This window comes from Pseudarthrobacter sp. MM222 (assembly GCF_947090775.1).
In the GTDB taxonomy this organism is placed as follows: Bacteria; Actinomycetota; Actinomycetes; order Actinomycetales; family Micrococcaceae; genus Arthrobacter.
Genome location: NZ_OX352321.1, coordinates 2,138,882 through 2,161,423, shown reverse-complemented (window position 1 = coordinate 2,161,423; position 22,542 = coordinate 2,138,882). Strand labels below are relative to the sequence as shown.

Genomic DNA, 22,542 nt, shown 5'->3' with positions numbered 1-22,542 from the left:
GTCGCCGCCATGTCCCTCGCAGCGCCGGGTCTGCTGGGCGCCGCCGCCGCCGTCGTGCTGGCGCTGGCGATCCACGCCCTCGTCCCGGCGCTGCCGGCCATGACCGTGGCAGTGGTGCTGGGACTCCTGGCGGCAAACCTGCCGGGCGTGGCGGCCTGGACCGCCGGGCGGGCCCGGCCCGGACTGGATTTCGCCGGCAAGCACCTGATGCGTGGCGGAATCGTGGTGCTCGGCCTGAAGGTCAGCCTCGTGGATGTGCTGGGCCTCGGCGGGCCCGCCCTGCTCCTGATCACGGGGGTCGTGCTGGCCGCCTTCGCGGGGACGTACGGCATCAGCAGGCTCTTCCGCCTGACCCCGCCGGTGGCGCTGCTGATCGCTACCGGCTTCTCAATCTGCGGGGCATCGGCCATCGGGGCCATGGCTGATGTGCGGCGGGTCCGGCAGCAGGACACCGTGCTGCCGATCGCCCTGGTGACGCTGTGCGGCACGCTGGCCATTGGCGTGCTCCCGCTTCTGATGCAGCCGCTGGGACTCGGGCCGGAACGGTTCGGGGCGTGGGTCGGTGCGTCGGTGCACGACGTCGGCCAGGTGGTCGCGACGGCGCAAACGGCCGGGGCCTCGGCGCTCGCGGTCGCCGTCGTCGTCAAGCTCACCCGGGTGGTGCTCCTGGCGCCCATGGTGGCCGCCGCGGGCCTGCACCACCGCAACGGCCTGCACCGCAACGGCTCCGCCGGTTCCGGCGGTGGCCGTCCCCCGGTGGTGCCGTTGTTCGTGGTCGGATTCCTGGCCCTGGCCGGCCTGCGCTCCACCGGCTGGTTGTCCCCCGCTGCGCTGGACGCCGCAGCCACGCTGCAGGACCTGCTGTTGGGCATGGCCCTCTTCGGCCTGGGGTCGGCGGTGCGGATCGCGCAGCTGCTCCACACCGGCGTCCGGCCCTTGCTGGCCGCGCTGGCCTCCTGGCTGCTGATAGCCGCGCTGGGGCTGGGCGCCGCCGTCATCATGATTAGATAGCTGGGTGTCGAACCAGAACCTGCGCCGCGACGAAGCGGCCACCCGCTCAGCCCTGATCACCACGCACAGCTACGATGTCTCCCTCGACGTCCGGCGGGCGGCGGATCCGAACGTGGCCGGCTACACCAGCCGCAGCGAGATCACCTTCTCCGCGAGCGAGCCGGGCGCCTCGACCTTCCTTGATTTCATCAGCGGCGAGGTGCAGAGCGTAGTACTGAACGGCAAGGGGCTGCCGGTGGCCGACATCGCGGACGGCTCCCGGATCCGGCTGGACAACCTGCGGGCCGAAAACCAGGTCACCGTCACCGGCACGGCGCTGTACAGCACCTCGGGCGAGGGCATGCACCGCTTCTTCGACCCGGCGGACGGGCAGTGCTACCTGTACACCCAGTACGAGCCAGCAGACGCCCGGCGGGTCTTCGCGAACTTCGAACAGCCCGACCTCAAGGCCGAATTCACCTTCCACGTTCTGGCGCCATCCGAGTGGCAGGTGGCCTCCAACGGAAGCGAAACCGGGCGCAGCCCGCTGACCAGCGACCCGACCACGAGCCGCTGGGACTTCGCCCCGACCAAGCCGATGTCCACTTACATCACGACAGTGCTGGCCGGCCCGTACTTCAAGGCCGAAGACAGCTGGAGCGGGACGCTGGCGGACGGGACCGCCCTGGATGTGCCGCTGGCGCTGTACTGCCGTGCGTCGATGGCCGCGTCCTTCGACGCCGCCGCGCTCTTCGCGCTGACCCGGAACGGCCTCGACTTCTTCAACACGCTCTTCGACTTCCCGTACCCGTGGGGCAAATACGACCAGGCCTTTGTGCCTGAGTACAACCTGGGGGCGATGGAAAACCCCGGGCTCGTCACCTTCACCGAAAGCTACGTGTTCACCTCGCGGGCCGCCGATTCGCAGTACCAGGCCCGCGCCAACACCCTGCTGCATGAGATGGCGCACATGTGGTTCGGCGACCTCGTCACCATGCGGTGGTGGGACGATCTGTGGCTCAAGGAATCGTTCGCGGACTACATGGGCACCCTCGGCGTGGACCGGACCACGGACTGGGATACGGCCTGGGTGAATTTCGCCAACAACCGCAAGGCCTGGGCCTATGTCCAGGACCAGCTGCCCACGACGCACCCGATCGTCGCTGACATCCCGGACCTCGAGGCCGCCAAGCAGAACTTCGACGGAATCACTTACGCCAAGGGCGCTTCCGTGCTCAAGCAGCTGGTCGCCTACGTGGGTTTCGAGGCGTTTATCGCCGGTTCCCGCCGCTACTTCAAGGACCACGCCTACGGCAACACCACGCTCGCCGAGCTGCTGGCCGCACTGGGCGCCGCCTCCGGCCGCGACCTCGGGGAATGGGCCCGACAGTGGCTGCAGACCTCGGGCATCTCGACGCTCAGCAGCGAGATCGAAGACCACAACGGCGTCCTCGACGCCGTAACGATCGTCCAGGACGCCAACGACCCGATTACCGGCCGGCAGGAACCGCGGCCGCACCGCTTGCGGATCGGCTTTTACGACGTCGACGACGCCGGCGCCCTGGTCCGCCACGACAGCGTGGAAACCGACGTCAGCGGTGCACGGACGGTCCTGGCCGGGCTGGCCGGCAAGCAGCGGCCGGCCCTGCTGCTGGTGAACGACGATGATCTCAGCTACGCCAAGGTGCGCCTGGACGCGCGCTCCGAAGCCACTGTGCGGAGCTCCCTGGACCGGCTCATTGACCCGATGGCCCGGGCGCTGTGCTGGACCGCGCTCTGGGATTCCGCCAGGGATGCGGTGACGCCGGCGTCCCTGTATGTCGACGCCGTGATGCGTTTCGGACGCGCCGAAACCGGCATTGGGGTGCTGCTCAACGTGCTCGGCAACGCCTCCACCGCGATCGAACGCTACGTGCCGCGGACGCAACGGGATGCCGTGCGATCCGAGTTCCTGACCGTGGCGGCCACCGGGCTGCTCGACGCCGAGCCCGGTTCTGACCAGCAGCTTGCGTGGGCACGCACGGTGGCGGCGACGAGCCGCTACGACGCCAGCCGGCTGGACCTGATCCGCGGCGTCCTGGACGGCAGCACCGTGGTCCAAGGCCTCGCCGTCGACGCCGAACTGCGCTGGAGCTTCTGGCACGCGCTGGCCGCCAACGGTCAGGCATCCGCGGAACAGCTCAATGAGGAGCTCGCCCGGGACAACACCGCCGCGGGCAAATCCGGCCACGCCACGGCCATGGCTGCCCGTCCGGACGCGGCCGTCAAGGAAGCAGCCTGGCATGCTGCGGTCCACGGGACCGAGCTGTCCAACCAGCTGCTGAGCGCAACCATTGCCGGTTTCAGCACCGGCCCGGCGGACCTGCTCGGCGCATTCATTGACCGCTACTTCGAGTGCCTGACGCCGGTGTGGTCCGGACGGAGCATAGAGATTGCCAGCCGGATCGTCCGGGGACTCTACCCGGCAGGCCAGGATCTCGACGGGTTCGGCGGAACCCCCGCGACGCACGCCGTGATCGTCCGGACGGACAACTGGCTGGCCGAACACCCGGACGCGCCGCGTGCATTGCGGCGCATCATCATTGAACAGCGCAGCCACCTGCTGCGTGCCTTGGCAGCCCAGGCCGTGAACGCGACCTCCGCATCGACTCCGGCATCGACGAACACTGCATCGGCTGCTCCGTAACTGCCCTTTTGGCGGCTCATAACGGCCGGTGGGCCCACGTCGGCAGGGTTCCCTGGCCGAGCTTGCGAGGCGAGGGGGCCGGTGGGGAGCAATCGATGGGAGATTTACGGCACCCGGTACAGCCACTCCGCGGTTCCGAACTTCTCGTCGACCTTGCGGCGGGCGGCGTCGAGTTCGGCCGTGGTGAGCTCCGACGGCGTCGCGGCGTAGCGTTCGGTGAAAACCTCCATCATCGCTGCGACGATCTCGCCCCGGGCCAGGCCGGTCTGCCGGCGGAGCGGGTCCACCCGTTTCTTGGCGCTCGTGGTGCCCTTGTCCGAGAGTTTTTCCTTGCCGATCCGCAGCACCTGGACCATCTTGTCCGCATCGATGTCGTAGCTCATCGTGACATGGTGCAGCATCCCGCCGTTGGCGAGCCGCTTCTGCGCGGCACCACCGATCTTGCCGTGCTCCGTGGCGATGTCGTTCAGGGGGACGTAGAAGGCGCTGATGCCCATCTTCTCGAGGGCGGCCATCACCCAGGCGTCCAGGAAAGCGTAGGAGTCGGCGAAGCTGATGCCGTCCACGAGGGTCTGCGGGAGGTACAGCGAGTAGGTGATGCAGTTGCCAGCCTCCATGAACATCGCTCCCCCGCCGCTGATCCGGCGGACCACGCTGATGCCGTGCCGGGCGACGCCGTCGGGGTCCAGTTCGTTCCGGACGGACTGAAAGCTGCCGATCACGACCGAGGGTTCTTCCCAGTCCCAGAAGCGCAGGGTGGGATTCCGGCGGCCCGCGCCGACCTCCTCGGTGAGCACCTCGTCCAGGGCCACATTAACGTGGGTGGGCAGCACCGAGGGGGCGATGATGTTCCAGTGGTGGTCCCCCCAGCCGGTGGCCTTGGCGAGGGCGCGGCGGACAGTCACGGCCACTGCCTCCGCGGAGAAGCCGAACAGGACCGCGTCCGGCGGCAGGGCCGCCCCCACCGCGGCGGAGATGTCCGCGGCGCTGGCGTCTTCGGGAAGGCCGGTCAGGCCCCGGTTGATCTCAAGCAGCGCCTCGTCGGGTTCCAGGAAGAAGTCACCGCTGAGCGACACGTTCGCCAGGACCCCGTCGACCACGTCGAAGTCTGCCACAACGAGTTTGCCGCCGGGGACCTTGTACTCCCCGTGGTGACCGGCGCCGCCGTCGTACGCGTTGCCCGGACCGGGAACCGGGGGAAGAGTTGTCATGGGCTTAATCCTGCCACGCCCCGCACCGACCCCGGCGCTGACGCCCGGACGCAAAAAGCCCGCACCGTAAACGGTGCGGGCTTTTTCAAAAGACCTTGGGGCGAAGTTGTTACTTCTTGCCGCCGAAGCCCTTGAAGCGAGCGTTGAAGCGCTCGACGCGGCCAGCAGAGTCCATGATGCGCTGCTTGCCCGTGTAGAACGGGTGGGACTCAGAGGAGATTTCGACGTCGATGACCGGGTAGGTGTTTCCGTCTTCCCACTCGATGGTCTTCTTGGAAGACACGGTGGACTTGGTCAGGAACTTAACGCCGGAAGCCAGGTCGTTGAAAACAACAGCTTCGTACTTCGGGTGTGTATCAGACTTCATAATTGGACCTTTGTTCGCACAACTGGATTTTGCCAGTTGCCAGGTATGAGTGGGATGGCTGGCTGGCACCTGTCGGCGCAGCACAGCCAGCTACCAATGATAGCGGAAACCCGCGCAGCGGACGAACACGGGTGGACTAACCCTCCAGTGTGAGGTCCGGCGCGAGGTCCCATCCGCCATCAGTCGCGGGGCCGGAGCTCCCAGAACGCGACGGCCGAGGCCGCGGCCACGTTGAGGGAGTCGACGCCGGCGCGCATCGGGATCTTCACGGCGAGGTCGGCGGCGGCCAGGGTGCCTGCGCTCATGCCGGCGCCCTCCGTGCCGAGCACCAGCGCCAGCCGTTCCGGGTTCCGGATGGCGAGTTCCTCCAGAGAGACAGCATCGTCCGTGAGCTCCATCGCGGCGACGGTGAAACCCAGCTCCCGGAGCATCGCGAGGTCCCCCGGCCAGTCCTCCAGCCGCGCCCACGGGACCTGGAACACCGTCCCCATGCTGACCCGTACGCTGCGCCGGTACAGCGGGTCCCCGCAGCGCGGCGAGACGAGGACGGCGTCCACGCCCAGGGCGGCCGCGGAACGGAAGATCGCCCCGACGTTGGTGTGGTCCACGATATCCTCCAGCACCGCGACCCTGCGGGCACCGGCCAGCAGCTCCGGCAGCGGCACCGGCGCCGGCCGGTGCATGGCCGCCATGGCGCCGCGGTGCAGGTGGAACCCGGTGATATCCTCCAGCAGTGCGGCGGAACCGATATAGGCGGGCACGTCCGGGTACTGCTCGAAGACGTCCGCGAGGTCCTGCACCCACTTCTCCGCGAGGAAGAAGGAACGCGGCCGATGCCCCGCCGCCAGCGCGCGGCGCAGCACGCGGGAAGACTCCGCAATGTACATTCCTTCGGCCGGTTCGCGCAGCTTGCGCAGGTGGACGTCCGTCAGCTGGGTGTAGTCGGAGACGCGGGGGTCGTCGGCTGACTCGAGGTGGTGGAAGGTCATGGGCTGGTCATTTCAGGAGGTTGGCAACCATGAAGCCCAGGGCCACCAGGCCCAGGGTGAAGATGACTCCGCGCAGCACCGCCGGGGAGAGCCTGCGGCCTACTTTGGAACCGATCACGCCGCCGGCGAGCGAGCTGACAGCAATCAGCCCCACCACCGCCCAGTCGATCCGGCCGGAGGCAAAGAGCAGGTAGGAGGCCGCCGCGACGACGTTCACGCCCAGGACCAGGATGTTCTTCATGGCGTTGGCGTTCTGGATGGTCCCGGACATGAAGACGCCGAGGATGCCGACCAGGAGGATGCCCTGGGCCGCGACGAAGTAGCCACCGTAGACGCCGGCCAGGTAGACCAGGAACACCAGCAGGAACCCGTGGCTGCGGTCCCTGAGGGCGTGTTCCGGGTTCTCTTCGCGGTTCCGGACCCACTGCTGCAGCCGGGGCTGGAAGACCACCATCAGCAGGGCCAGCACGATCAGCACGGGGGCGGCGTAATGGAAGACCTTCTCGGGCAGGTGGAGCAGCAGGTACGCGCCGCTGATGCCGCCCAGCAGCGAGGCCGGCAGGAGCCGGAGCAGCTGCTTGCCGCGGCCGGCCATTTCCTTGCGGTAGCCCCACGCCCCGGCGGCGCTCCCTGCCACGAGACCCATCGCGTTGCTGATCGACGCCGTAACGGGCGCGTAGCCGAGGGCGATCAGAACCGGGAAGGTGACGAGGGTGCCCGAACCGACAACGCTGTTGATGGTGCCCGCCCAGAGCCCGGCAAAGAAAATGAAGACGCTGTTGAGGAACTCCACGCGCTGTCAGGGACCCGTCAGCGGCGGGCAGTGGCGGTGTAGCGTCCCGCTGTAACGCTGACGTCCAGGGGCAGGCCGAACGTCTCGCTCAGGTTCTCTGAGGTGAGGACCTCTGCCACCGGACCCTGGGCGACCACGGCGCCGTCGCGCATCAGCATGGCATGGGTGAAACCCGGCGGGACCTCTTCGAGGTGGTGGGTGACCAGGACGATGGCCGGGGCGGCCTCGTCGCGGGCCAGTTCGCTGAGCCGGTATACGAGGTCCTCGCGGCCGCCGAGGTCGAGCCCGGCGGCAGGTTCGTCCAGGAGCAGAAGCTCCGGGTCCGTCATGAGGGCCCGCGCGATCTGGACCCGCTTCCGCTCCCCCTCGGACAGCGAGGCAAAGGGCCGGTTGAGCAGCGGGCCCATGCCCCATTCGTTCAGCAGGCCGAAGGCACGGCGCTCGTCGTCCTTCTCGTAGCCCTCACGCCAGCGGCCGGTGACACCGTAGGCGGCCGTCACGACGACGTTGAGGACCTTCTCGTGCTCAGGGATCTGGTTGGCAAGGGCGGCCGAGGACAGGCCGATCCGGGGCCGGAGTTCAAAGACGTCGACAGCACCGAGGATTTCCTCCAGGATGCCCGCCATGCCGCTGGTGGGGTGGATCCGGGCGGCGGCAATCTGCAGGAGTGTGGTCTTGCCGGCGCCGTTGGGGCCCAGGATCACCCAACGCTCGCCTTCCTTGACCTGCCAGTCCACCTTGTCCAGGAGCGTCTTCGCCCCGCGTACAACGCTGACGGCGGCCATTTCAAGAACATCACTCATAGGAGTAGACACTAGGACAAAAGGGCGGACTACTGATAACCGGGGCGCGGCCCCTGCATGTCACTGCCGCGAAACGAATTCGGGCGGCGCAGGAGCGCTGGCTAGGATTGCAGCCATGAGTCCGAACGTTACCGCGGTCAGCTACGGCCCGAAACTGTCCCCTTCCGAGATCCAGCAGCTCCGGGGCGTGCTCAGCGCGGCCGGTGCGACCGTGGAGGCGGAAACCCGGACCGGTGACAGCCGTTTCGAGGTGTACACCGCCGATTGCGGCCTGGCGTCCGGGACGGCGGCGGCGCTGACGGAACTCCGCCAGGCCGCAGCGGGTGCGGTCGAGGGCGTGGACACCGCGATCGTGCCCGCCGCACTCCGGAGCGCCCCGCGGAAGTTCCTGATCATGGACGTGGACTCCACCCTGATCCAGCAGGAGGTCATCGAACTCCTGGCCGCCTATGCCGGCAAGCGCGAGGAAGTCACGGCCGTGACGGAGGCTGCCATGCGCGGCGAATTGGACTTCGCGCAGAGCCTGCACGCACGCGTGGCCGTGCTCGCCGGCCTAAAGGCGGACGTCGTCGATGCCGTCCGCGCCGAAGTGAAGCTCAGCGACGGCGCCGCCGAGCTCGTGGCCGCGTTCAAGGCCGCCGGCCATGTGGTCGCGGTGGTGTCCGGCGGGTTCAACCAGATTCTCCAACCGATCGCGGAAGGCCTGGGGCTGGACTACTGGATTGCCAATGAGCTGGAAATTGTCGACGGCGCGCTGACCGGCAAGGTGCTGGGCGACGTGATCGACCGCGCCGCCAAGGAAAAGTACCTGCGCGAATGGGCCGCCGCGGAAGGCATCCCGCTGGAGCACACCATCGCGGTGGGCGACGGCGCCAACGACCTGGACATGCTCGGTGCCGCCGGGATCGGCGTGGCCTTCAACGCCAAGCCCGCCGTGCGCGTCGCGGCGGACGCCGTCGTGAGCATGCCCTATCTCGACGCCGTGCGGCACATCGCCGGGGTCTGAACAGCATCGCTTCACGTACAAGGGCCGGGGCGGATGCCCCGGCCCTTGCCGTTAACTCGTCCGTGCCTTGGCGCCTAGCTGGCGCTCTTGCCGAAGTAGTCGGAGCCGCCGACGTACTCGGTGTGGCCGGTCTCGACGTCGGCCGTTGCCATCTTGGCGACCTCGGCAGCGAACTCGGAGACCGAGTACAGCTTGCCGGCCTCGGCCCGGCGGGCTTCGATGGCGCCCGGGCTGGAGCGGTCCAGCAGGGTGGCCGTGACAGTGCCCTCGATCATGTCGCCGGACACGACGACGAGCGAGATGCCCTTTTCGGCGAGGTTCGGGATGAGCTGACGGAGGGCATCCTCGCCGGCACGCTTGCTGCGGGCCACCGGCTCATACTCCGGCATGGTGGGCACGGTGTCGATGAAGTGCGCCTGGTGGCTGGTCACGAAGACCACCCGCGAGCCCTCCGGCATCAGCGGCACGGCGGCGTTGAGCATATTCACCTGGGCGTCGCGGTTGAGCTTGAGCGCATACCCCTCCTCCATACCGGTCTCCATACCCCCGGAGGCATTCAGCACCAGGACATCGAGCGAACCGAAGTTCTCCATGGCCGCGCTGGCGAGCGTCTGCACGCCTTCCTGCGTGGTGAGGTCCGCGCCCACGGCTGCCGCGCGTCCGCCGGCTGCTTCGATCTCCGTGACCACCTTGTTGGCGCGCGGCGCCTTCTGGCGGTAGTTCACGAGCACGTTGGCGCCCTCGGCTGCGAGGTACTTGGCGACGTCGGCGCCGATTCCCCGCGATGAACCGGTCACAATTGCGGTCTTGTTGTCCAGCAGTCCCATTCGAGCTCCTTTGTTCCAAACGTCCAAAAACGGTGGGTCTGCACTCCATCATGCCAGCGTCGCAGTTCAATTCCGTTGTCCAGGGTCCACAAAGAAGCCGCGACCGGCTAGTGCCGGAGAGTCCCGTCTTTAGTGGCCCATGCCCAGGCCGCCGTCGACCGGGATGACCGCGCCGGAGATGTAGGACGCTTCTTCGCTGGCGACCCAGCGGACGACGTCGGCGACTTCGGAGGCCTCGGCGAAGCGGCCGGCGGGGACCTTGGACAGGTAGTCCTTCTGCGTCGCCTCGGACAGTTCCGCCGTCATGTCCGTGTTGATGAACCCGGGCGCCACCACGTTGGCGGTGATGCCGCGGCCACCCAGCTCGCGGGTCAGTGACCGGGCGATCCCCACCAGGCCGGCCTTGGAGGCCGAATAGTTGATCTGGCCCGGGGCGCCGTACAGCCCGGAGACGGAGGAGATGAGGACTACGCGTCCCTTGCGCGCCCGGATCATTCCCTTGGACGCCCGCTTGATGACCCGGAAGGCGCCGGTGAGGTTCGTGTCGATCACGGAGGTGAAGTCGTCTTCGCTCATGCGCATCAGCAGTGTGTCCTTCGTGATGCCGGCATTGGCCACGAGCACCTCGACGGGCCCGTGTGCAGCCTCGACCTCAGCGAAGGCGGCATCCACCGAGGCCTCATCGGTGACGTCGGCCTTCACGCCGAGGATGCCCGCGGGCAGCGCCGATTCGCTGCGGTACGTGACCGCCACCTTGTCCCCGTTGGCGAGGAAGGATTCCGCGATGGCAAGGCCGATTCCGCGGTTTCCGCCGGTGATCAGGACGCTGCGTCCCGTGGTTGCTGCTTCAGACATGGTGGTGCTCCGGATTCTGCGGCGGACGGCGCCGCGCTGGGGGCTGGATTTTCCTGCCTCCGATCTTAGCGCCCGGCCGGCCCGCGTTTGGGCGGCTCCCCCGATGGTGCGAGAATTGAAGTAAGCCTTGGGAGCGTGATCTAACAGCCTTGACACTCAAAAACCGACCCGGTGACGCGATGCCCGGGGACCCCGACGCGCTTTCCGGTGACAGCGAGGTCCACAGCATCACAGACGCCGCGACGGCACACTCTGAAGAGATGCGCCAGCGGATGATCAAGTACGCCGTGGCCATGGGTATCCGTATGGTGTGCCTGATCCTGATCTTTGTGGTGGACGGCTGGTTCAAGCTTGTACCCGCGCTCGGCGCCGTGTTCCTGCCGTGGGTTGCCGTCATCATCGCCAACGGCGGCGACAAGGCGGAGATCCACAGTGACGCCCTGCTGGACTACGCTCCGATGGCCGAACTGGATGCGCCAGGAGCAGCCGACGGGACGGCAGCCGCCGAGCCTGTGGCTGGCGGGGCGGACGACGCTTCCATCACTCTGTTGCAGGGCGAATTGATCGACGAAGAGGACGGATTTGCTGACGATGAAGGCGACCAAGGGCGGGCTGCGTCATGAGCCTGTTTGACCTTGCCGGAAGCGGGAGCCTGGCGTCGGGCCCCGCCGAAGCGGTGTGCTCGCGGAAGGCCTGCCGGGCGGGGGCCGAGTGGCAGTTGCTCTGGAACAATCCGAAGATCCACACGCCCGAGCGGCGGAAGATCTGGCTTGCCTGTTCCGAGCACCGGTCCTGGCTGGAGGACTACCTCCAGACCCGCGGCCTCTGGAAGGAAACCGTGGCCCTCGTCCCGGCTGGCGGGGACGGCTGAATGTATCGGTTCCTCTTTTCCAGCAAGTGGCTGGGCTATCTCCTGCTTGCCGCCATTTTCGCGACTGCCTGCGTCTTCCTGGGCCGCTGGCAGATGGACCGCCGCGCTGAAACGCTGGCCGAAATCAACCGCGTCACTTCCAACTACTCCGCCGCACCGGTACCGTTTGCCGACGTCCGGGACCAGTTCAGCAGCCTGGATGCGGACCGCGAGTGGACCCAGGTGGAACTGAGGGGCAGGTACGACGCCGGCGGCCAGCGCATCGTCCGCAACCGCCCGCTTAACGGGCAGCCCGGCTACGAAGTTGTGGTCCCGTTCCGGTTGGACACCGGCGAGACGGTGGTGATTGACCGCGGCTGGCTGCCGATCGGCAACAACAATCCCGGCCGGCCCGACTCGATCCCGGCCCCGCCTCCGGGCGACGTGACGGTCGTGGCACGGCTCAAGCACGCCGAGCCCGAACTCCAGCGCGGCGCCCCGGACGGCCAGTTGGCGTCCATTGACCTGGCCGCTTACTCCGCCCAGCTCGGCTACCCGCTGCTCACCGGCGCCTATGGACAGCTGGCGTCGGAGAGCCCGTCGGCGGCGGACATGCCCATCGCCTTCCCCAAGCCCTCCATCGAGGAAGGCACCCACTTGTCCTACTCACTGCAGTGGTTTGCTTTCGGGGTGCTGATGTTCATCGGCTTCGGTTACGCGGCCCGGCAGCAGGCCCGGAACGCTGCCATCGACGCGGAGGACGCGCAAGAGCCTGCCGACGGCACCTTCCATCACTCCAGCGGACCGGTGGCCCGCCGTCGGCCTGCACCGCGCAAGCGGAAGAACGCCACGGCGGAGGAAGAGGAAGACGCCATCCTGGACGCCCAGGGCTACTGAAGGACAGCGGAATGTATCCGGAACCGGTAGCGAACGTAAAGCAGGCACTGGCCGCTGCGGGCGCCGAGGACACGGTCACCGTGTTCGATTCGCAGGTCCCGACGGCGGCCGCCGCGGCAGCCAGGCTCGGTTGCGAGCTCGCTGCGATCACCAACAGCCTCGTGTTCGACTTGGCGGGCGCTCCCCTGTTGATTCTGGCCAGCGGGGCCGCCAAGGTGGATGTTCGGAAGGTCGCCGCCCAGCTGGGCACCGGCAGGATCCGCCGCGCCTCGCCTGACTTCGTCCTGGCGCATACCGGACAGGAGGTTGGCGGCGTCGCCCCGCTGGGTCATCCGGAAAAGATCCGCACCGTGCTGGACGAGTCACTGGCGGACCACCCGGTGCTCTGGGCAGGAGCGGGCGACCACTACTCGATGTTCTCGATCAGCTACGAAGAGTTGCACAGGATCACCGGCGCAGAAGAACTGCCCGTCCGCTAGCCCAACTGACTCGCAGCTGGGGCCGTTTAGCGCGCTGAAAACGGCCTCAACTGCGAGTTAGTTGGTTGGGCCTATGCCAGCGTAATGAGGTCCAGGTAGTCCTCGTTCCAGAGGTCCTCGACGCCGTCGGGCAGGAGCACGACGCGCTCCGGGTTCAGCGCCTCGACGGCACCTTCATCGTGGCTGACCAGGACGACGGCGCCGGTGTAGTTGCTGAGGGCCCCGAGGATTTCGGCGCGGCTGGCCGGGTCGAGGTTGTTGGTGGGCTCGTCGAGAAGCAGCACGTTGGCACTCGACGCGACGATCGTGGCCAGCGCCAGACGGGTCTTCTCGCCACCGGAAAGCACCCCGGCCGGCTTGTCGACGTCGTCGCCAGAGAACAGGAACGACCCCAGGATGCCGCGCACCTCGGCGTCGTTCATGTCAGGAGCGGAGGACCGCATGTTCTGCAGGACGGTGCGGTCGACGTCGAGCGTCTCATGCTCCTGGGCGTAGTAGCCCACCTTCAGGCCGTGCCCGGGAATGACTTCACCGGTGTCCGGCTTGTCAACGCCGGCGAGCATGCGCAGCAGGGTGGTCTTGCCGGCGCCGTTGAGGCCCAGGATGACAACTTTGGAGCCGCGGTCGATGGCCAGGTCCACGTCGGTGAAGATCTCCAGCGAACCGTAGGACTTGCTGAGGCCGTCCGCGGTGAGCGGGGTCTTGCCGCAGGGCGAGGGATCCGGGAAGCGCAGGGCTGCCACGCGGTCCGTCTCGCGCACTGCCTCGAGCCCGCCGAGGAGGCGTTCGGCACGCTTGGCCATGTTCTGCGCGGCGACGGCCTTGGTGGCCTTGGCGCGCATTTTGTTGGCTTGGTCGAAGAGGACCTGGGCCTTCTTCTCCGCATTGGCGCGTTCGCGCTTGCGGGCCCGCTCGTCGGTTTCGCGCTGCTGGAGGTAGCGCTTCCAGTCCATGTTGTAGAAGTCGATCTGCGCGCGGTTGGCGTCCAGCAGGAATACCTTGTTCACCGTGGCCTCGAGCAGCTCGGTGTCGTGGCTGATCACGATCAGGCCGCCCTGGTGGTTCTTGAGGAAGTCACGGAGCCAGGAGATGGAATCGGCGTCGAGGTGGTTGGTGGGCTCGTCGAGAAGCATGGTCTCGGCGCCCGAATACAGGATGCGGGCCAGCTCCACACGGCGGCGCTGGCCGCCGGAAAGGGTCTTGAGCGGCTGGTTCAGGAGCCGGTCCGGCAGGGCGAGGTTGGAGCAGATCGCAGCGGCCTCGGCCTCGGCCGCGTAGCCGCCGGCGGCCAGGAATTCGGATTCGAGCCGGTCGTAGCGGTTCATGGCCTTGCGCTGGACCTCCGCGTCCTCGCTGGCCATGTCTTCGTGCGTCTGCCGAAGCTTTCCGACGGCGATGTCCAGGCCACGGGCCGACAGGATGCGGTCGCGGGCCAGTTGTTCCATGTCCGGGGTCCGGGGGTCCTGCGGCAGGTAGCCGATCTCGCCGCTGCTGGTCACCTTGCCGCCGGCGGGCAGGCCTTCGCCCGCGAGTACCCGGGTGAGCGTGGTCTTGCCTGCACCGTTACGGCCGACGAGGCCGATCTTGTCTCCCTTGTCGATCCGGAAGCTCACCTGGTCCATGAGGAGGCGGGCGCCGGCGCGCAGTTCGAGATCCTGGACGGTAATCAATGCAGCTAAGGCCTTTCACAACAGGGAACGCCGCGGCACAACGGAGGTATCTGGAGGGCGCCGGGGCAGTGCGGCCGAGAGAACGGCCTCTACCAGTCTACCGGCCCTGCCTCCGCCGGATGACAAGGCCCCTGCCTCCGCCGGGCGGCCGGCTTTGGCGGCGACCTCCAGCATCCGCGCCGCCGGTTAGTGGAGCCCCTACAAAAACGGCACCACGACGCCGTCGTATCGTCGGATGCAAGAACTGATCCCCTTGACTCGACAGGACAACCCATGACCCCGACCGGTGGCACTTCCCCCACTCCCGTCCAAAATTCTTCCGGCACCGCTGCTTCAGGTGCCCCTTCTTCCGGCACCGCTTCTTCCGGTGCCCAGGTGCCTGCACGCCGCGGTCGTTGGAACGCCACCGATCTCGGGCTGATCGCGGTATTCGCCGCGCTCGTGGCCGGCTCCGCGCTGATCGCCGCGATTCCCGTGGGCGGACTCGGCGTGCCCATCACACTGCAGACCCTGGCGGTGATGCTCACGGGACTGGCCCTCGGCCCGGGCCGGGCCTTCGCCGCCGTCGGGCTGTATGTCCTCCTGGGACTCGCCGGGCTGCCCATTTTCAGCGGCGGCCGCAGCGGACTCGGCGTCCTTGCCGGACCGTCCGCCGGCTACATCCTGGCCTTCCCGCTGGCCGCCGCGGCGGTGGGCTGGCTCACTGCCATCGTGCTCCGCCGCACGGCCGGCACAGCCTCCCGGCTCCGGCCGGTACTGCTGTTCGCGGCCGCCATGGTGAGCAGCATCATCTTTGTCCACGGCCTCGGGGTCCTCGGCATGATGCTGAACGCGAAGCTGGACTTCTCCAAGGCCTTCCTTGCCGACCTCGCTTTCTACCCCGGTGATGTGATCAAGAACGCCCTGGCGGTGACCGTCGCGCTGTCCCTGCACAAGGCCTTCCCGGACCTGCTGCTCCGCCGCGTCCGGAAGACTGACGCGCTGCCGGGTGGCGCCCGCCCGTGAGCATCGTCCTGGACCGGGTGGCGGTGCGGGTCGACGTCGACGGCCGCGCCGCACCCAAGACCCTGCTTGACGGGTTGTCCCTGGATTTGGCGGAGCAGAGGATCGGCATCATTGGGGCCAACGGTTCCGGCAAGTCCACCCTGCTGCGGCTCCTGAACGGCCTCGTGGCGCCCAGCAGCGGCAATGTGCTTGTGGGCGGTTTGGATACCGTCCGCGCGGTGCGGGACGTCCGGCGCCGCGTGGGCTTTGTCTTTACGGATCCGCTGTCCCAGCTGGTGATGCCTACCGGCCGTGAGGATGTTGAGCTCTCCCTGCGGCGCTCGGTCCGGAACGCTCCGGAGCGGCGCAGGCAGGCCGAGGCTACCCTGGACCGCTTCGGGCTGCTGGCGCTGGCGGACCAGAGCATTTACGAACTCTCCGGCGGGGAACGCCAGCTGCTGGCCCTCGCCGCCGTCCTCGCCGTTGACCCGGAGGTGCTCGTGCTGGATGAGCCCTCCACGCTGCTGGACCTGCGCAACCGGGAACTGCTGCGCAGAACGCTTTCCGGACTTACCCAGCAGGTCATCCTGTCCACGCACGACCTCGAGCTCGCGCAGGACATGGACCGCGTCCTTGTCGTGCACGCCGGCCGGGTCGTGTTCGACGGCGGCCCCTCCGCCGCCGTCGAGCATTACCGTGCGCTCAGTGCAGCCGGGCTGGCGCTGGCAGACGCTGACGTGCCGCACCGGGAGCAACCGTGAGCGGTTCCGGGTTCCTGTTCGCAAACTATGTGCCCGGCAGGTCCCTGGTCCACCGGGCGCCACTGTGGTTGAAGTTTCTCCTGGTCCTTGGCTGCGGAATGGCGTCCTTCCTGATCGCCGACTGGCCGGTGGCGGCTGGTGTGCTGGCACTGATGTGCGGATTGTTCCTGCTCAGCGGGGCGGGCCTGGCACGCCTGATGCGCGCGGTCCGGCCGGTGCTGCCGGTGCTCGCCGTGATCGGGCTCTTCCAGTGGTGGCAGCTAGGTGGCCCGGCCGCGGCCCGGATTGTGCTGAATGTGCTGATCTGCATCGTGGCGGCGTCGATCCTGACGGCGACGACGCCGGTCCAGGCGCTGCTGGACGGGGTGGCATCCCTGGCCCGACCGTTCCGACGCCTCGGTGCGGACCCCGAGCGCTTTGCCCTGACGATCGCCATCATGCTGCGGAGCGTCCCCTTCATCGCCGGGGCCTATTCCGATGTCCGGGATTCCGCCCGCGCCCGTGGCCTGGAACGGAACCCTCGCGCCCTGGTGCTCCCGGTCTTCATCACCACCGTGGCCTTCGCCCGGCAGACCGGTGAAGCCCTCGCCGCGCGGGGGCTGGGTGAAGCCGAGGACCACGAAGCCTGACGCGCGTTCCTGCGTCGCTGCGCCATGGGACATGCCCTCCCCTACCTGTAGGCACTGGACATAATGCCGCTATGTCCAGTGCCCTAGCCCAGGAATGAGCATGTCCCCCCGCCGCGGACCCAGCATTTGAGCATGTTCCCCCGTGCGTCTGCAGACAGGTCCATCCGGCGTCATAGCCCCACGGGACATGCCCTCCCCTGCCGGCGGGCACTGGACATAATTCCGCTATGTCCATCGCCCGGGCTCAGGAATGAGCATGTCCCCCTGCCGCGGACCCAGGAAGGAGCATGTCCCCTGCCGCGAACCCAGCATTGAGCATGTCCCCTGCCGCGAAGCCAGGAATGAGCATGTCCCCCCGACGTCAGTCCAGCGTGCGGTATTCCAGCAGCGCGGCAGTGCCCATGCCTCCGGCGCTGCTGATCAGCGCCAGGGCCAACTGCCCCTGCACCGGCGCGCGGCGGGCTTGGGCCAGCAGCCGGGTGACGAGCACCGCTCCGGAGGCCCCGTAGGCGTGGCCCAGGGCGAGGGCGCCGCCGTCGAGGTTGGCCCGTCCGGGGTCGATGCCCAGCTGCTCGAGGCACGCGATGGTCTGGGACGCGAACGCCTCGTTGAACTCGACCAGGCCCAGGTCCGCTGTTTTCAGCCTGTGCGCAGCGAGCAGCCGTTCCCCGGCGGCGGCCGCACCGATCCCGAGCAGCCGCGGGTCCACGCCGGCCGTGTCGGTACCCAGCACCAGCAGGCCGTCGCGGGCCCCGAGCTCGCGCGCCCGCGCCATCGACGTGATCACGACGGCGGCCGCGCCGTCCGCGTCGAAGCAGGAGTTCCCGGCTGTGACGGTACCGCCGGCCACGAACGCCGGCGGGAAGCGCGCCAGCACCGCCGCGGTCAGCCCGCGGCGGGGCCCATCGTCGGCAGCGACGGGGGTGCCGCCCGGGCCCGGGCCGCCCGCCAGCGGGACGATTTCGGCGTCGAACACCCCGGAAGCTGCGGCAGCGACGGCGCGCTGGTGGCTTCGCAGCGCAAATTCGTCCTGCCGCGCCCGGCTCACGCGGCAGTGATCGGCCACGTTTTCCGCAGCTGTGCCCATGTCCGGGTCGTCGTAGCCGGCCGGAGCGAACTGCGCCCGGGAAAAGAACTCCGGGTCGCCGGCGCCGTTCCGGTGCGCGCGCAGGGGCGCCGTGCTGATGCTTTCCACCCCGCCGGCCAGGTACACGGCGCCGCCCCCGGCAGCCACGAGCCGGGACGCGAGGGCGATCGCGTCGAGCCCGGAGCCGCACTGCCGGTCCACGGTGAGCCCGGGAACGCTGACCGGCAGGCCGGCCTCGAGTCCGGCGAGCCGGGCCACGTTCCCGCCGCCGCCGACGGCGTTGCCGATCACGACGTCGGCCACCGACTCCGGAGGCACGGCCGCGTCGTCGAGGAGGCTGCGCAAGACCGGCGCCAGCAGCTCGTGCGCGCGCAGGGACTTCAGGACGCCGTTGGCACGGCAGACCGGGGTCCGGCGCGCAGCGATGATGACCGGCTGCCGGTCATCGGGAAGGGCCTGCGCGCCGGACTCAGCCAAGACGGCGGATCCTGGGGTCGGTCCCGGTGATCCAGTCCAGCAGGAGCTGGCGGCTGAGCTTGCCGCGGTCGGTCAGCGGGAGTTCGGTCACGGCGTAATACTCCAGCGGCCGCTTATTCCGCGCCAGCACGTCTTCCACGCCCGACTTCAGCTGGGTGGCGGTGATTCCCCCCTGGGACGGGACCACGGCGGCCACCACGCGCTGTCCGCGGAGATCGTCGGCGAGCCCGGCCGCTACTGCCGAGGCGACGCCGGGCACTGAGGCGAGGGCCAGCTCCACTTCGTGCGGGTACACATTGGTGCCGGCGGTGATGATCATGTCCGAGCGGCGCCCCAGCAGGTGCAGCGTTCCGCCGGAGAGGTAGCCCTGGTCCCCCACGGTGTACCAGCCGTCGAAGCACTGCAGGGCCTGGCCGTCGTCGCCCCAGAGGTACCCGTCGCTGACCATGCCGCTGCGGACGCAGATGTTCCCGTCGCCTCCCTCCGGGACCTCGGCCCCGGCGCCGTCCAGGATGCGGATCTCCACCCCGGGAAGCGGTCTGCCGATTCCGGTTCCACCCAGCTGGGGCTGCTGCCCGGGCCGGAGGCCGGCGCCTGCCACGAAACTGAGTTCGGAGGCGCCGTAGTACTCGAAGATGGTGGCGTTGGGGGCCCAGCGGCGCGCCGCCTCCAGGGTCCGGGCATCGAGCTTGGAACCGGCGCAGACGATGGTGCGGATGCCTGAGGCGTCAACGCCGCCGGCTAGGCCCCGCTCGCTGAGTAGCCTGAGCATGGTGGGGACCAGAACCAGCCGCGTGATCCCGTCGTGGCTGACGGAGGCGTGCGCGTCGCCGACGTCGAACTGCTTAAGGGCGTGGAACTCCGAGCCCGCATAGAGGCATTCGGCCAGGGCGTAGAGGTTGAGGCTCGCGGCGAGCGGACCGGGCGCCAGGGTCCTGTCCTCCGCGGTCAGCCCGAAGAACTCGATGGACGCGTCGAACGATATCCGCCAGGATTCCCGGCTGCGGGTGAAGGCCTTCGGGACGGAGGTGGTGCCGGAGGTCAGCCCGATCAGGAACGGCGACCCCGGCGGCCCGTCCACGAGCCCGTCATCAAGCCCGTCCACAAGCGCGTCGCCTAGCCGACCGCGGTTTCCCGCCCCGGCTTTGGGTCGCGCCGGGAACGTCGTCGCGATCCGTCCCGAAATTGCGTCCTGCAGGTGCTGCGGCCACGACGGGTCCAGCACGGCGCACTGCCGCTCGCCCGCCACCGCCGCCGCGAATTCCACGGCGAAGGCCAGCGAGTTGTCCGCCCGGAGCACCGAAACGGCGGGAGCCGCCGGCACGAGCTGCGCCGCGGCGTCGCGCAAGGCCGCCCAGTCCAGTCGCTGCCCTGCGAGGACGACGGCGGTGCTGTCGGGGCGCTCGTCGGCCCAGCGCTGGAGTCTGTCGAGAAAAGGCATCGGATCAACTTTACCGAGCGTCGGCGCCCGAGCTGCCGGTAAGCGATATTGTGACAGCATGAGTTTCAACGACAATGCCCAGCTGGATCCCTCGCAGGTCCAGGACCGTCGCGGCATGAGCCGAGGCACCAAGGTCGGCGGCGGAATTGGTGGCGGCATCATCCTGCTGATCGCGGCGCTGTTCGGCATCAACCCCAATCTGCTGGAAGGCCTGGCCGGAACCACCCAGGACCCCGGCGCACAGAGCCAGGGCACAGCGCCGGCCTGCAAGAGCGGCGCAGACGCCGACGCGCGGGTCGACTGCCGGATCACGGGGACGGTCAACAGCCTCAACGCGTTCTGGCCCGCCTATCTGGCCCAGTACAACCGGCAGTACCCCCAGCCCGAGACGGTGATCTTTGAAGGCGGCACCAACACCGGCTGCGGCGCCGCGACCTCGGCGGTGGGCCCGTTCTACTGCCCGGCGGACACCACCGCCTACTTTGACCCGGGGTTCTTCCAGGAACTCGTGGACCGCTTCGGCTCCTCCGGCGGCCCGCTCGCGCAGGAGTACGTCGTCGCCCACGAGTTCGGCCACCATGTCCAGAACCTGCTGGGCAACCTCGACCGCGCCCAGCAGGATCCGCAGGGACCCGAATCCGGTGCCGTCCGGGTGGAGCTCCAGGCCGACTGCTACGCCGGACTCTGGACCCGCTACGCCACCACCACCCCGGATGCCACCGGGCAGCCGTTCCTTGACCCGCTGTCGGAGCAGGACCTCAGGGATGCCCTCTCGGCCGCGTCCGCGGTCGGCGATGACCGGATCCAGAAGGCCGCCACCGGCCGGGTATCCCCCGAGGCGTGGACGCACGGGTCAAGCGAGCAGCGCCAGAAGTGGTTCTACCAGGGCTACAGCACCGGCGACATCAACCAGTGCGACACCTTCAGCGTCGCCACCCCCTGACAACACCATCGATTGCTCCGTAACTGCCGTATTGACAGCTCAAAAGGGCGATTACGGAGCAACCGATGAAACGACGACGGCGGCCGGTCACCTTCGCTGGAAGGTGGCCGGCCGCCTCATGTCAGGGGCCTCCGCCGCCTGGGTTCCCTGGCCGAAGCGAAGCAAGGCCAGGGTGGCAGTGGGGATTAGATGTTGAAGCCGAGGGCGCGCATCTGGTCGCGGCCGTCTTCGGTGATCCGTTCCGGACCCCATGGCGGCATCCAGACCCAGTTCAGGCGCCAGTCGTCAACGATCCCGTCCAGGGCCTTGCCGACCTGCTCCTCGATCACGTCGGTGAGCGGGCAGGCCGCCGTGGTGAGCGTCATGTCGATCAGCAGGGCGCCGTCGTCGTCTGAGTACTTCAGGCCGTACAGCAGGCCCAGATCAACGATGTTGACCCCGAGTTCCGGGTCGATCACATCCTTGAGTGCCTCTTCGACATCCTCGAGGCTGGTGCGGGCCACATTGAGTTCGGTCATCGCGGAGTCCTAACTACGCCTGGGTGGCCGCCGAAGCGGCAGCGATGGTGGCTGCCCCTGCGCCGGTGGCGTAGCGGTCGTAGCCTTCTTCTTCGAGGCGGTCGGCGAGCTCCGGGCCGCCTTCCTCGACAACCTGGCCGTCAACGAACACGTGCACGAAGTCCGGCTTGATGTAGCGCAGGATCCGGGTGTAGTGGGTGATGAGCAGGGTACCCATCTTGCCCTCCGCGTGGGCGCGGTTGACACCCTCGGAGACGACCTTCAGGGCGTCCACATCCAGCCCCGAGTCGGTCTCGTCCAGGATGGCGAACTTCGGCTTGAAGAGCTCGAGCTGGAGGATCTCGACGCGCTTCTTCTCGCCGCCGGAGAAGCCTTCGTTGACGTTGCGCTGGGTGAAGTCGGCGTCGATGCGCAGCTGCGCCATGGCAGCCTTCACGTCCTTGGTCCAGGTGCGCAGCTTGGGCGCTTCGCCGTCGATGGCGGTCTTCGCGGTGCGCAGGAAGTTCGTCATGCTCACGCCCGGGACCTCGACGGGGTACTGCATGGCCAGGAACAGGCCGGCGCGGGCGCGCTCGTCAACGCTCATCGCCAGGACGTCTTCGCCGTCGAGGGTGATGGTGCCCGAGGTGACGTTGTAGCGCGGGTGCCCGGCAATCGTGGACGCCAGGGTGGACTTGCCCGAACCGTTCGGGCCCATGATGGCGTGCGTCTCGCCGGTCCTGATGGTCAGGCTGACGCCCTTCAGGATTTCCTTGGTGCCCTGCTCGGTGTCAATGCTGACGTGCAGGTCCTTGATCTCAAGAGTAGCCATGTGTCTTGTTCTCCTCTGCACCGTGCCCTCCGGCATGGTGCGTTTTCTCGTCGAAAAGTTGTTTGTGCGGGTGCCGGCTGCGGGCAGCTAGCTGAAGGTCGGAGCTTCGGCGCCGTTCAGGACGTTAGTAACGTCCACGTACACCTCGTCGCCCTGGATGGTCACGGCAAAGACAGGGACAGGATCATAGGCCGGCAGCTGAAGCGGCTCGCCGCTGCGCAGGTCGAACTGGGAGCCGTGCCCCCAGCATTCGATCAGGCACCCTTCCACCTCGCCTTCGGAGAGCGAGATGTCGGCGTGCGAGCAGGTGTCGCCGATGGCGTGGATTTCTCCCATCGAGTCCTTCACGATCGCTACGGGGTAGTCGTCGATCAGGATCCGCAGCGCCTGCTTGACTTGAATCTCGCTGGCGTTGCAGACGAGCTCGCCCTTTGGCTGTTCAGTCATCTGGTCTTTTCCCTGTGTCCT

Annotated in this window: 24 protein-coding genes; 11 read left to right on the top strand and 13 right to left on the bottom strand. The window is 68.1% G+C overall.

Going from position 1 to position 22,542, the window contains the following annotated elements; translation table 11 throughout:
- Window positions 1-9 precede the first annotated feature (9 nt).
- On the top strand, window positions 10-1,011 hold the full coding sequence (locus OM977_RS09770; RefSeq protein ID WP_264357371.1) for a YeiH family protein: 1,002 nt from the start codon (window positions 10-12) through the stop codon (window positions 1,009-1,011).
- 4 nt (window positions 1,012-1,015) lie between these two features.
- Window positions 1,016-3,676 (top strand): aminopeptidase N, encoded by a 2,661-nt coding sequence (gene pepN / locus OM977_RS09765; RefSeq protein WP_264353789.1) that lies wholly within the window; start codon window positions 1,016-1,018, stop codon window positions 3,674-3,676.
- A 104-nt stretch (window positions 3,677-3,780) separates the two neighbouring features.
- Here pepN and OM977_RS09760 read toward each other — a convergent pair whose 3' ends face one another.
- The 5 genes from OM977_RS09760 to OM977_RS09740 form a co-directional block, all read right to left on the bottom strand.
- Complete coding sequence (locus tag OM977_RS09760) at window positions 3,781-4,887, bottom strand: lipoate--protein ligase family protein (RefSeq protein ID WP_264353788.1); 1,107 nt, start codon at window positions 4,885-4,887, stop codon at window positions 3,781-3,783.
- A 109-nt stretch (window positions 4,888-4,996) separates the two neighbouring features.
- The gene (locus OM977_RS09755; protein WP_024365679.1) at window positions 4,997-5,254 is read right to left on the bottom strand and encodes a type B 50S ribosomal protein L31; all 258 of its coding nucleotides are present in this window, start codon (window positions 5,252-5,254) and stop codon (window positions 4,997-4,999) included.
- Window positions 5,255-5,433: 179 nt separating this feature from the next.
- Window positions 5,434-6,243 carry a TrmH family RNA methyltransferase gene (locus tag OM977_RS09750; protein ID WP_264353787.1) on the bottom strand — a complete coding sequence of 270 codons (810 nt, stop codon included), beginning with the start codon at window positions 6,241-6,243 and terminating at the stop codon, window positions 5,434-5,436.
- Window positions 6,244-6,250: 7 nt separating this feature from the next.
- Entirely contained in the window at window positions 6,251-7,036 is a 786-nt protein-coding gene (locus tag OM977_RS09745; protein WP_264353786.1) for a sulfite exporter TauE/SafE family protein, read from the bottom strand.
- A gap of 17 nt (window positions 7,037-7,053) precedes the next feature.
- Entirely contained in the window at window positions 7,054-7,839 is a 786-nt protein-coding gene (locus OM977_RS09740) for an ABC transporter ATP-binding protein (protein WP_264353785.1), read from the bottom strand.
- 115 nt (window positions 7,840-7,954) lie between these two features.
- Here OM977_RS09740 and serB point away from each other — a divergent pair, with 115 nt between their 5' ends.
- Window positions 7,955-8,845, top strand: coding sequence for a phosphoserine phosphatase SerB (serB, locus tag OM977_RS09735; protein WP_264353784.1), 891 nt, complete (start codon window positions 7,955-7,957; stop codon window positions 8,843-8,845).
- A gap of 74 nt (window positions 8,846-8,919) precedes the next feature.
- Here serB and OM977_RS09730 read toward each other — a convergent pair whose 3' ends face one another.
- On the bottom strand, window positions 8,920-9,672 hold the full coding sequence (locus tag OM977_RS09730) for an SDR family oxidoreductase (RefSeq protein ID WP_264353783.1): 753 nt from the start codon (window positions 9,670-9,672) through the stop codon (window positions 8,920-8,922).
- A gap of 129 nt (window positions 9,673-9,801) precedes the next feature.
- Complete coding sequence (fabG, locus tag OM977_RS09725; protein ID WP_264353782.1) at window positions 9,802-10,527, bottom strand: 3-oxoacyl-ACP reductase FabG; 726 nt, start codon at window positions 10,525-10,527, stop codon at window positions 9,802-9,804.
- Between the two features lie 149 nt (window positions 10,528-10,676).
- Between fabG and OM977_RS09720 the strand changes: the two genes are divergently transcribed.
- Genes OM977_RS09720 through OM977_RS09705 form a run of 4 tightly spaced genes read left to right on the top strand, consistent with a single transcriptional unit; the run spans window position 10,677 to window position 12,753 of the window.
- Window positions 10,677-11,150: a DUF3099 domain-containing protein gene (locus tag OM977_RS09720; RefSeq protein WP_264353781.1), complete on the top strand. Its 474-nt coding sequence runs from the start codon at window positions 10,677-10,679 to the stop codon at window positions 11,148-11,150.
- Entirely contained in the window at window positions 11,147-11,398 is a 252-nt protein-coding gene (locus tag OM977_RS09715; protein WP_264353780.1) for a hypothetical protein, read from the top strand. The genes OM977_RS09720 and OM977_RS09715 overlap by 4 nt, the downstream gene beginning before the upstream one ends.
- Complete coding sequence (locus OM977_RS09710) at window positions 11,399-12,274, top strand: SURF1 family cytochrome oxidase biogenesis protein (RefSeq protein WP_264353779.1); 876 nt, start codon at window positions 11,399-11,401, stop codon at window positions 12,272-12,274.
- An 11-nt stretch (window positions 12,275-12,285) separates the two neighbouring features.
- Complete coding sequence (locus tag OM977_RS09705) at window positions 12,286-12,753, top strand: YbaK/EbsC family protein (protein WP_264353777.1); 468 nt, start codon at window positions 12,286-12,288, stop codon at window positions 12,751-12,753.
- Window positions 12,754-12,824: 71 nt separating this feature from the next.
- On the opposite strand, the gene OM977_RS09700 is transcribed toward OM977_RS09705, so the two are convergent.
- Entirely contained in the window at window positions 12,825-14,423 is a 1,599-nt protein-coding gene (locus tag OM977_RS09700; protein ID WP_264353776.1) for an ABC-F family ATP-binding cassette domain-containing protein, read from the bottom strand.
- Between the two features lie 375 nt (window positions 14,424-14,798).
- Here OM977_RS09700 and OM977_RS09695 point away from each other — a divergent pair, with 375 nt between their 5' ends.
- The 3 genes from OM977_RS09695 to OM977_RS09685 are packed head-to-tail and all read left to right on the top strand — an operon-like array spanning window position 14,799 to window position 16,797.
- Window positions 14,799-15,428 (top strand): biotin transporter BioY, encoded by a 630-nt coding sequence (locus tag OM977_RS09695; protein ID WP_264353775.1) that lies wholly within the window; start codon window positions 14,799-14,801, stop codon window positions 15,426-15,428.
- Window positions 15,425-16,168: an energy-coupling factor ABC transporter ATP-binding protein gene (locus tag OM977_RS09690; RefSeq protein ID WP_264353774.1), complete on the top strand. Its 744-nt coding sequence runs from the start codon at window positions 15,425-15,427 to the stop codon at window positions 16,166-16,168. The genes OM977_RS09695 and OM977_RS09690 overlap by 4 nt, the downstream gene beginning before the upstream one ends.
- Complete coding sequence (locus tag OM977_RS09685) at window positions 16,165-16,797, top strand: energy-coupling factor transporter transmembrane component T family protein (RefSeq protein ID WP_264353773.1); 633 nt, start codon at window positions 16,165-16,167, stop codon at window positions 16,795-16,797. The genes OM977_RS09690 and OM977_RS09685 overlap by 4 nt, the downstream gene beginning before the upstream one ends.
- Before the next feature lie 361 nt (window positions 16,798-17,158).
- Here the strand turns inward: OM977_RS09685 and OM977_RS09680 are convergent, their stop codons facing one another.
- Together OM977_RS09680 and OM977_RS09675 are read right to left on the bottom strand one after the other, a co-directional pair.
- The gene (locus OM977_RS09680; protein ID WP_264357264.1) at window positions 17,159-18,361 is read right to left on the bottom strand and encodes a thiolase family protein; all 1,203 of its coding nucleotides are present in this window, start codon (window positions 18,359-18,361) and stop codon (window positions 17,159-17,161) included.
- On the bottom strand, window positions 18,354-19,802 hold the full coding sequence (locus OM977_RS09675) for a class I adenylate-forming enzyme family protein (RefSeq protein WP_264357263.1): 1,449 nt from the start codon (window positions 19,800-19,802) through the stop codon (window positions 18,354-18,356). Before OM977_RS09675 ends, OM977_RS09680 begins: the two co-directional genes overlap by 8 nt.
- Window positions 19,803-19,860: 58 nt before the next feature.
- Here OM977_RS09675 and ypfJ point away from each other — a divergent pair, with 58 nt between their 5' ends.
- Window positions 19,861-20,745 (top strand): KPN_02809 family neutral zinc metallopeptidase, encoded by an 885-nt coding sequence (gene ypfJ / locus OM977_RS09670; RefSeq protein ID WP_264357262.1) that lies wholly within the window; start codon window positions 19,861-19,863, stop codon window positions 20,743-20,745.
- A 185-nt stretch (window positions 20,746-20,930) separates the two neighbouring features.
- Here the strand turns inward: ypfJ and OM977_RS09665 are convergent, their stop codons facing one another.
- From OM977_RS09665 to OM977_RS09655, 3 genes are all read right to left on the bottom strand, one after another.
- On the bottom strand, window positions 20,931-21,263 hold the full coding sequence (locus OM977_RS09665; RefSeq protein ID WP_264357261.1) for a metal-sulfur cluster assembly factor: 333 nt from the start codon (window positions 21,261-21,263) through the stop codon (window positions 20,931-20,933).
- A gap of 13 nt (window positions 21,264-21,276) precedes the next feature.
- Window positions 21,277-22,074 carry a Fe-S cluster assembly ATPase SufC gene (gene sufC, locus OM977_RS09660; RefSeq protein WP_264357260.1) on the bottom strand — a complete coding sequence of 266 codons (798 nt, stop codon included), beginning with the start codon at window positions 22,072-22,074 and terminating at the stop codon, window positions 21,277-21,279.
- Window positions 22,075-22,161: 87 nt separating this feature from the next.
- A complete protein-coding gene (locus tag OM977_RS09655) occupies window positions 22,162-22,521 on the bottom strand; it encodes a non-heme iron oxygenase ferredoxin subunit (protein WP_264357259.1) in 360 nt (119 codons plus the stop codon).
- Window positions 22,522-22,542: the final 21 nt, after the last annotated feature.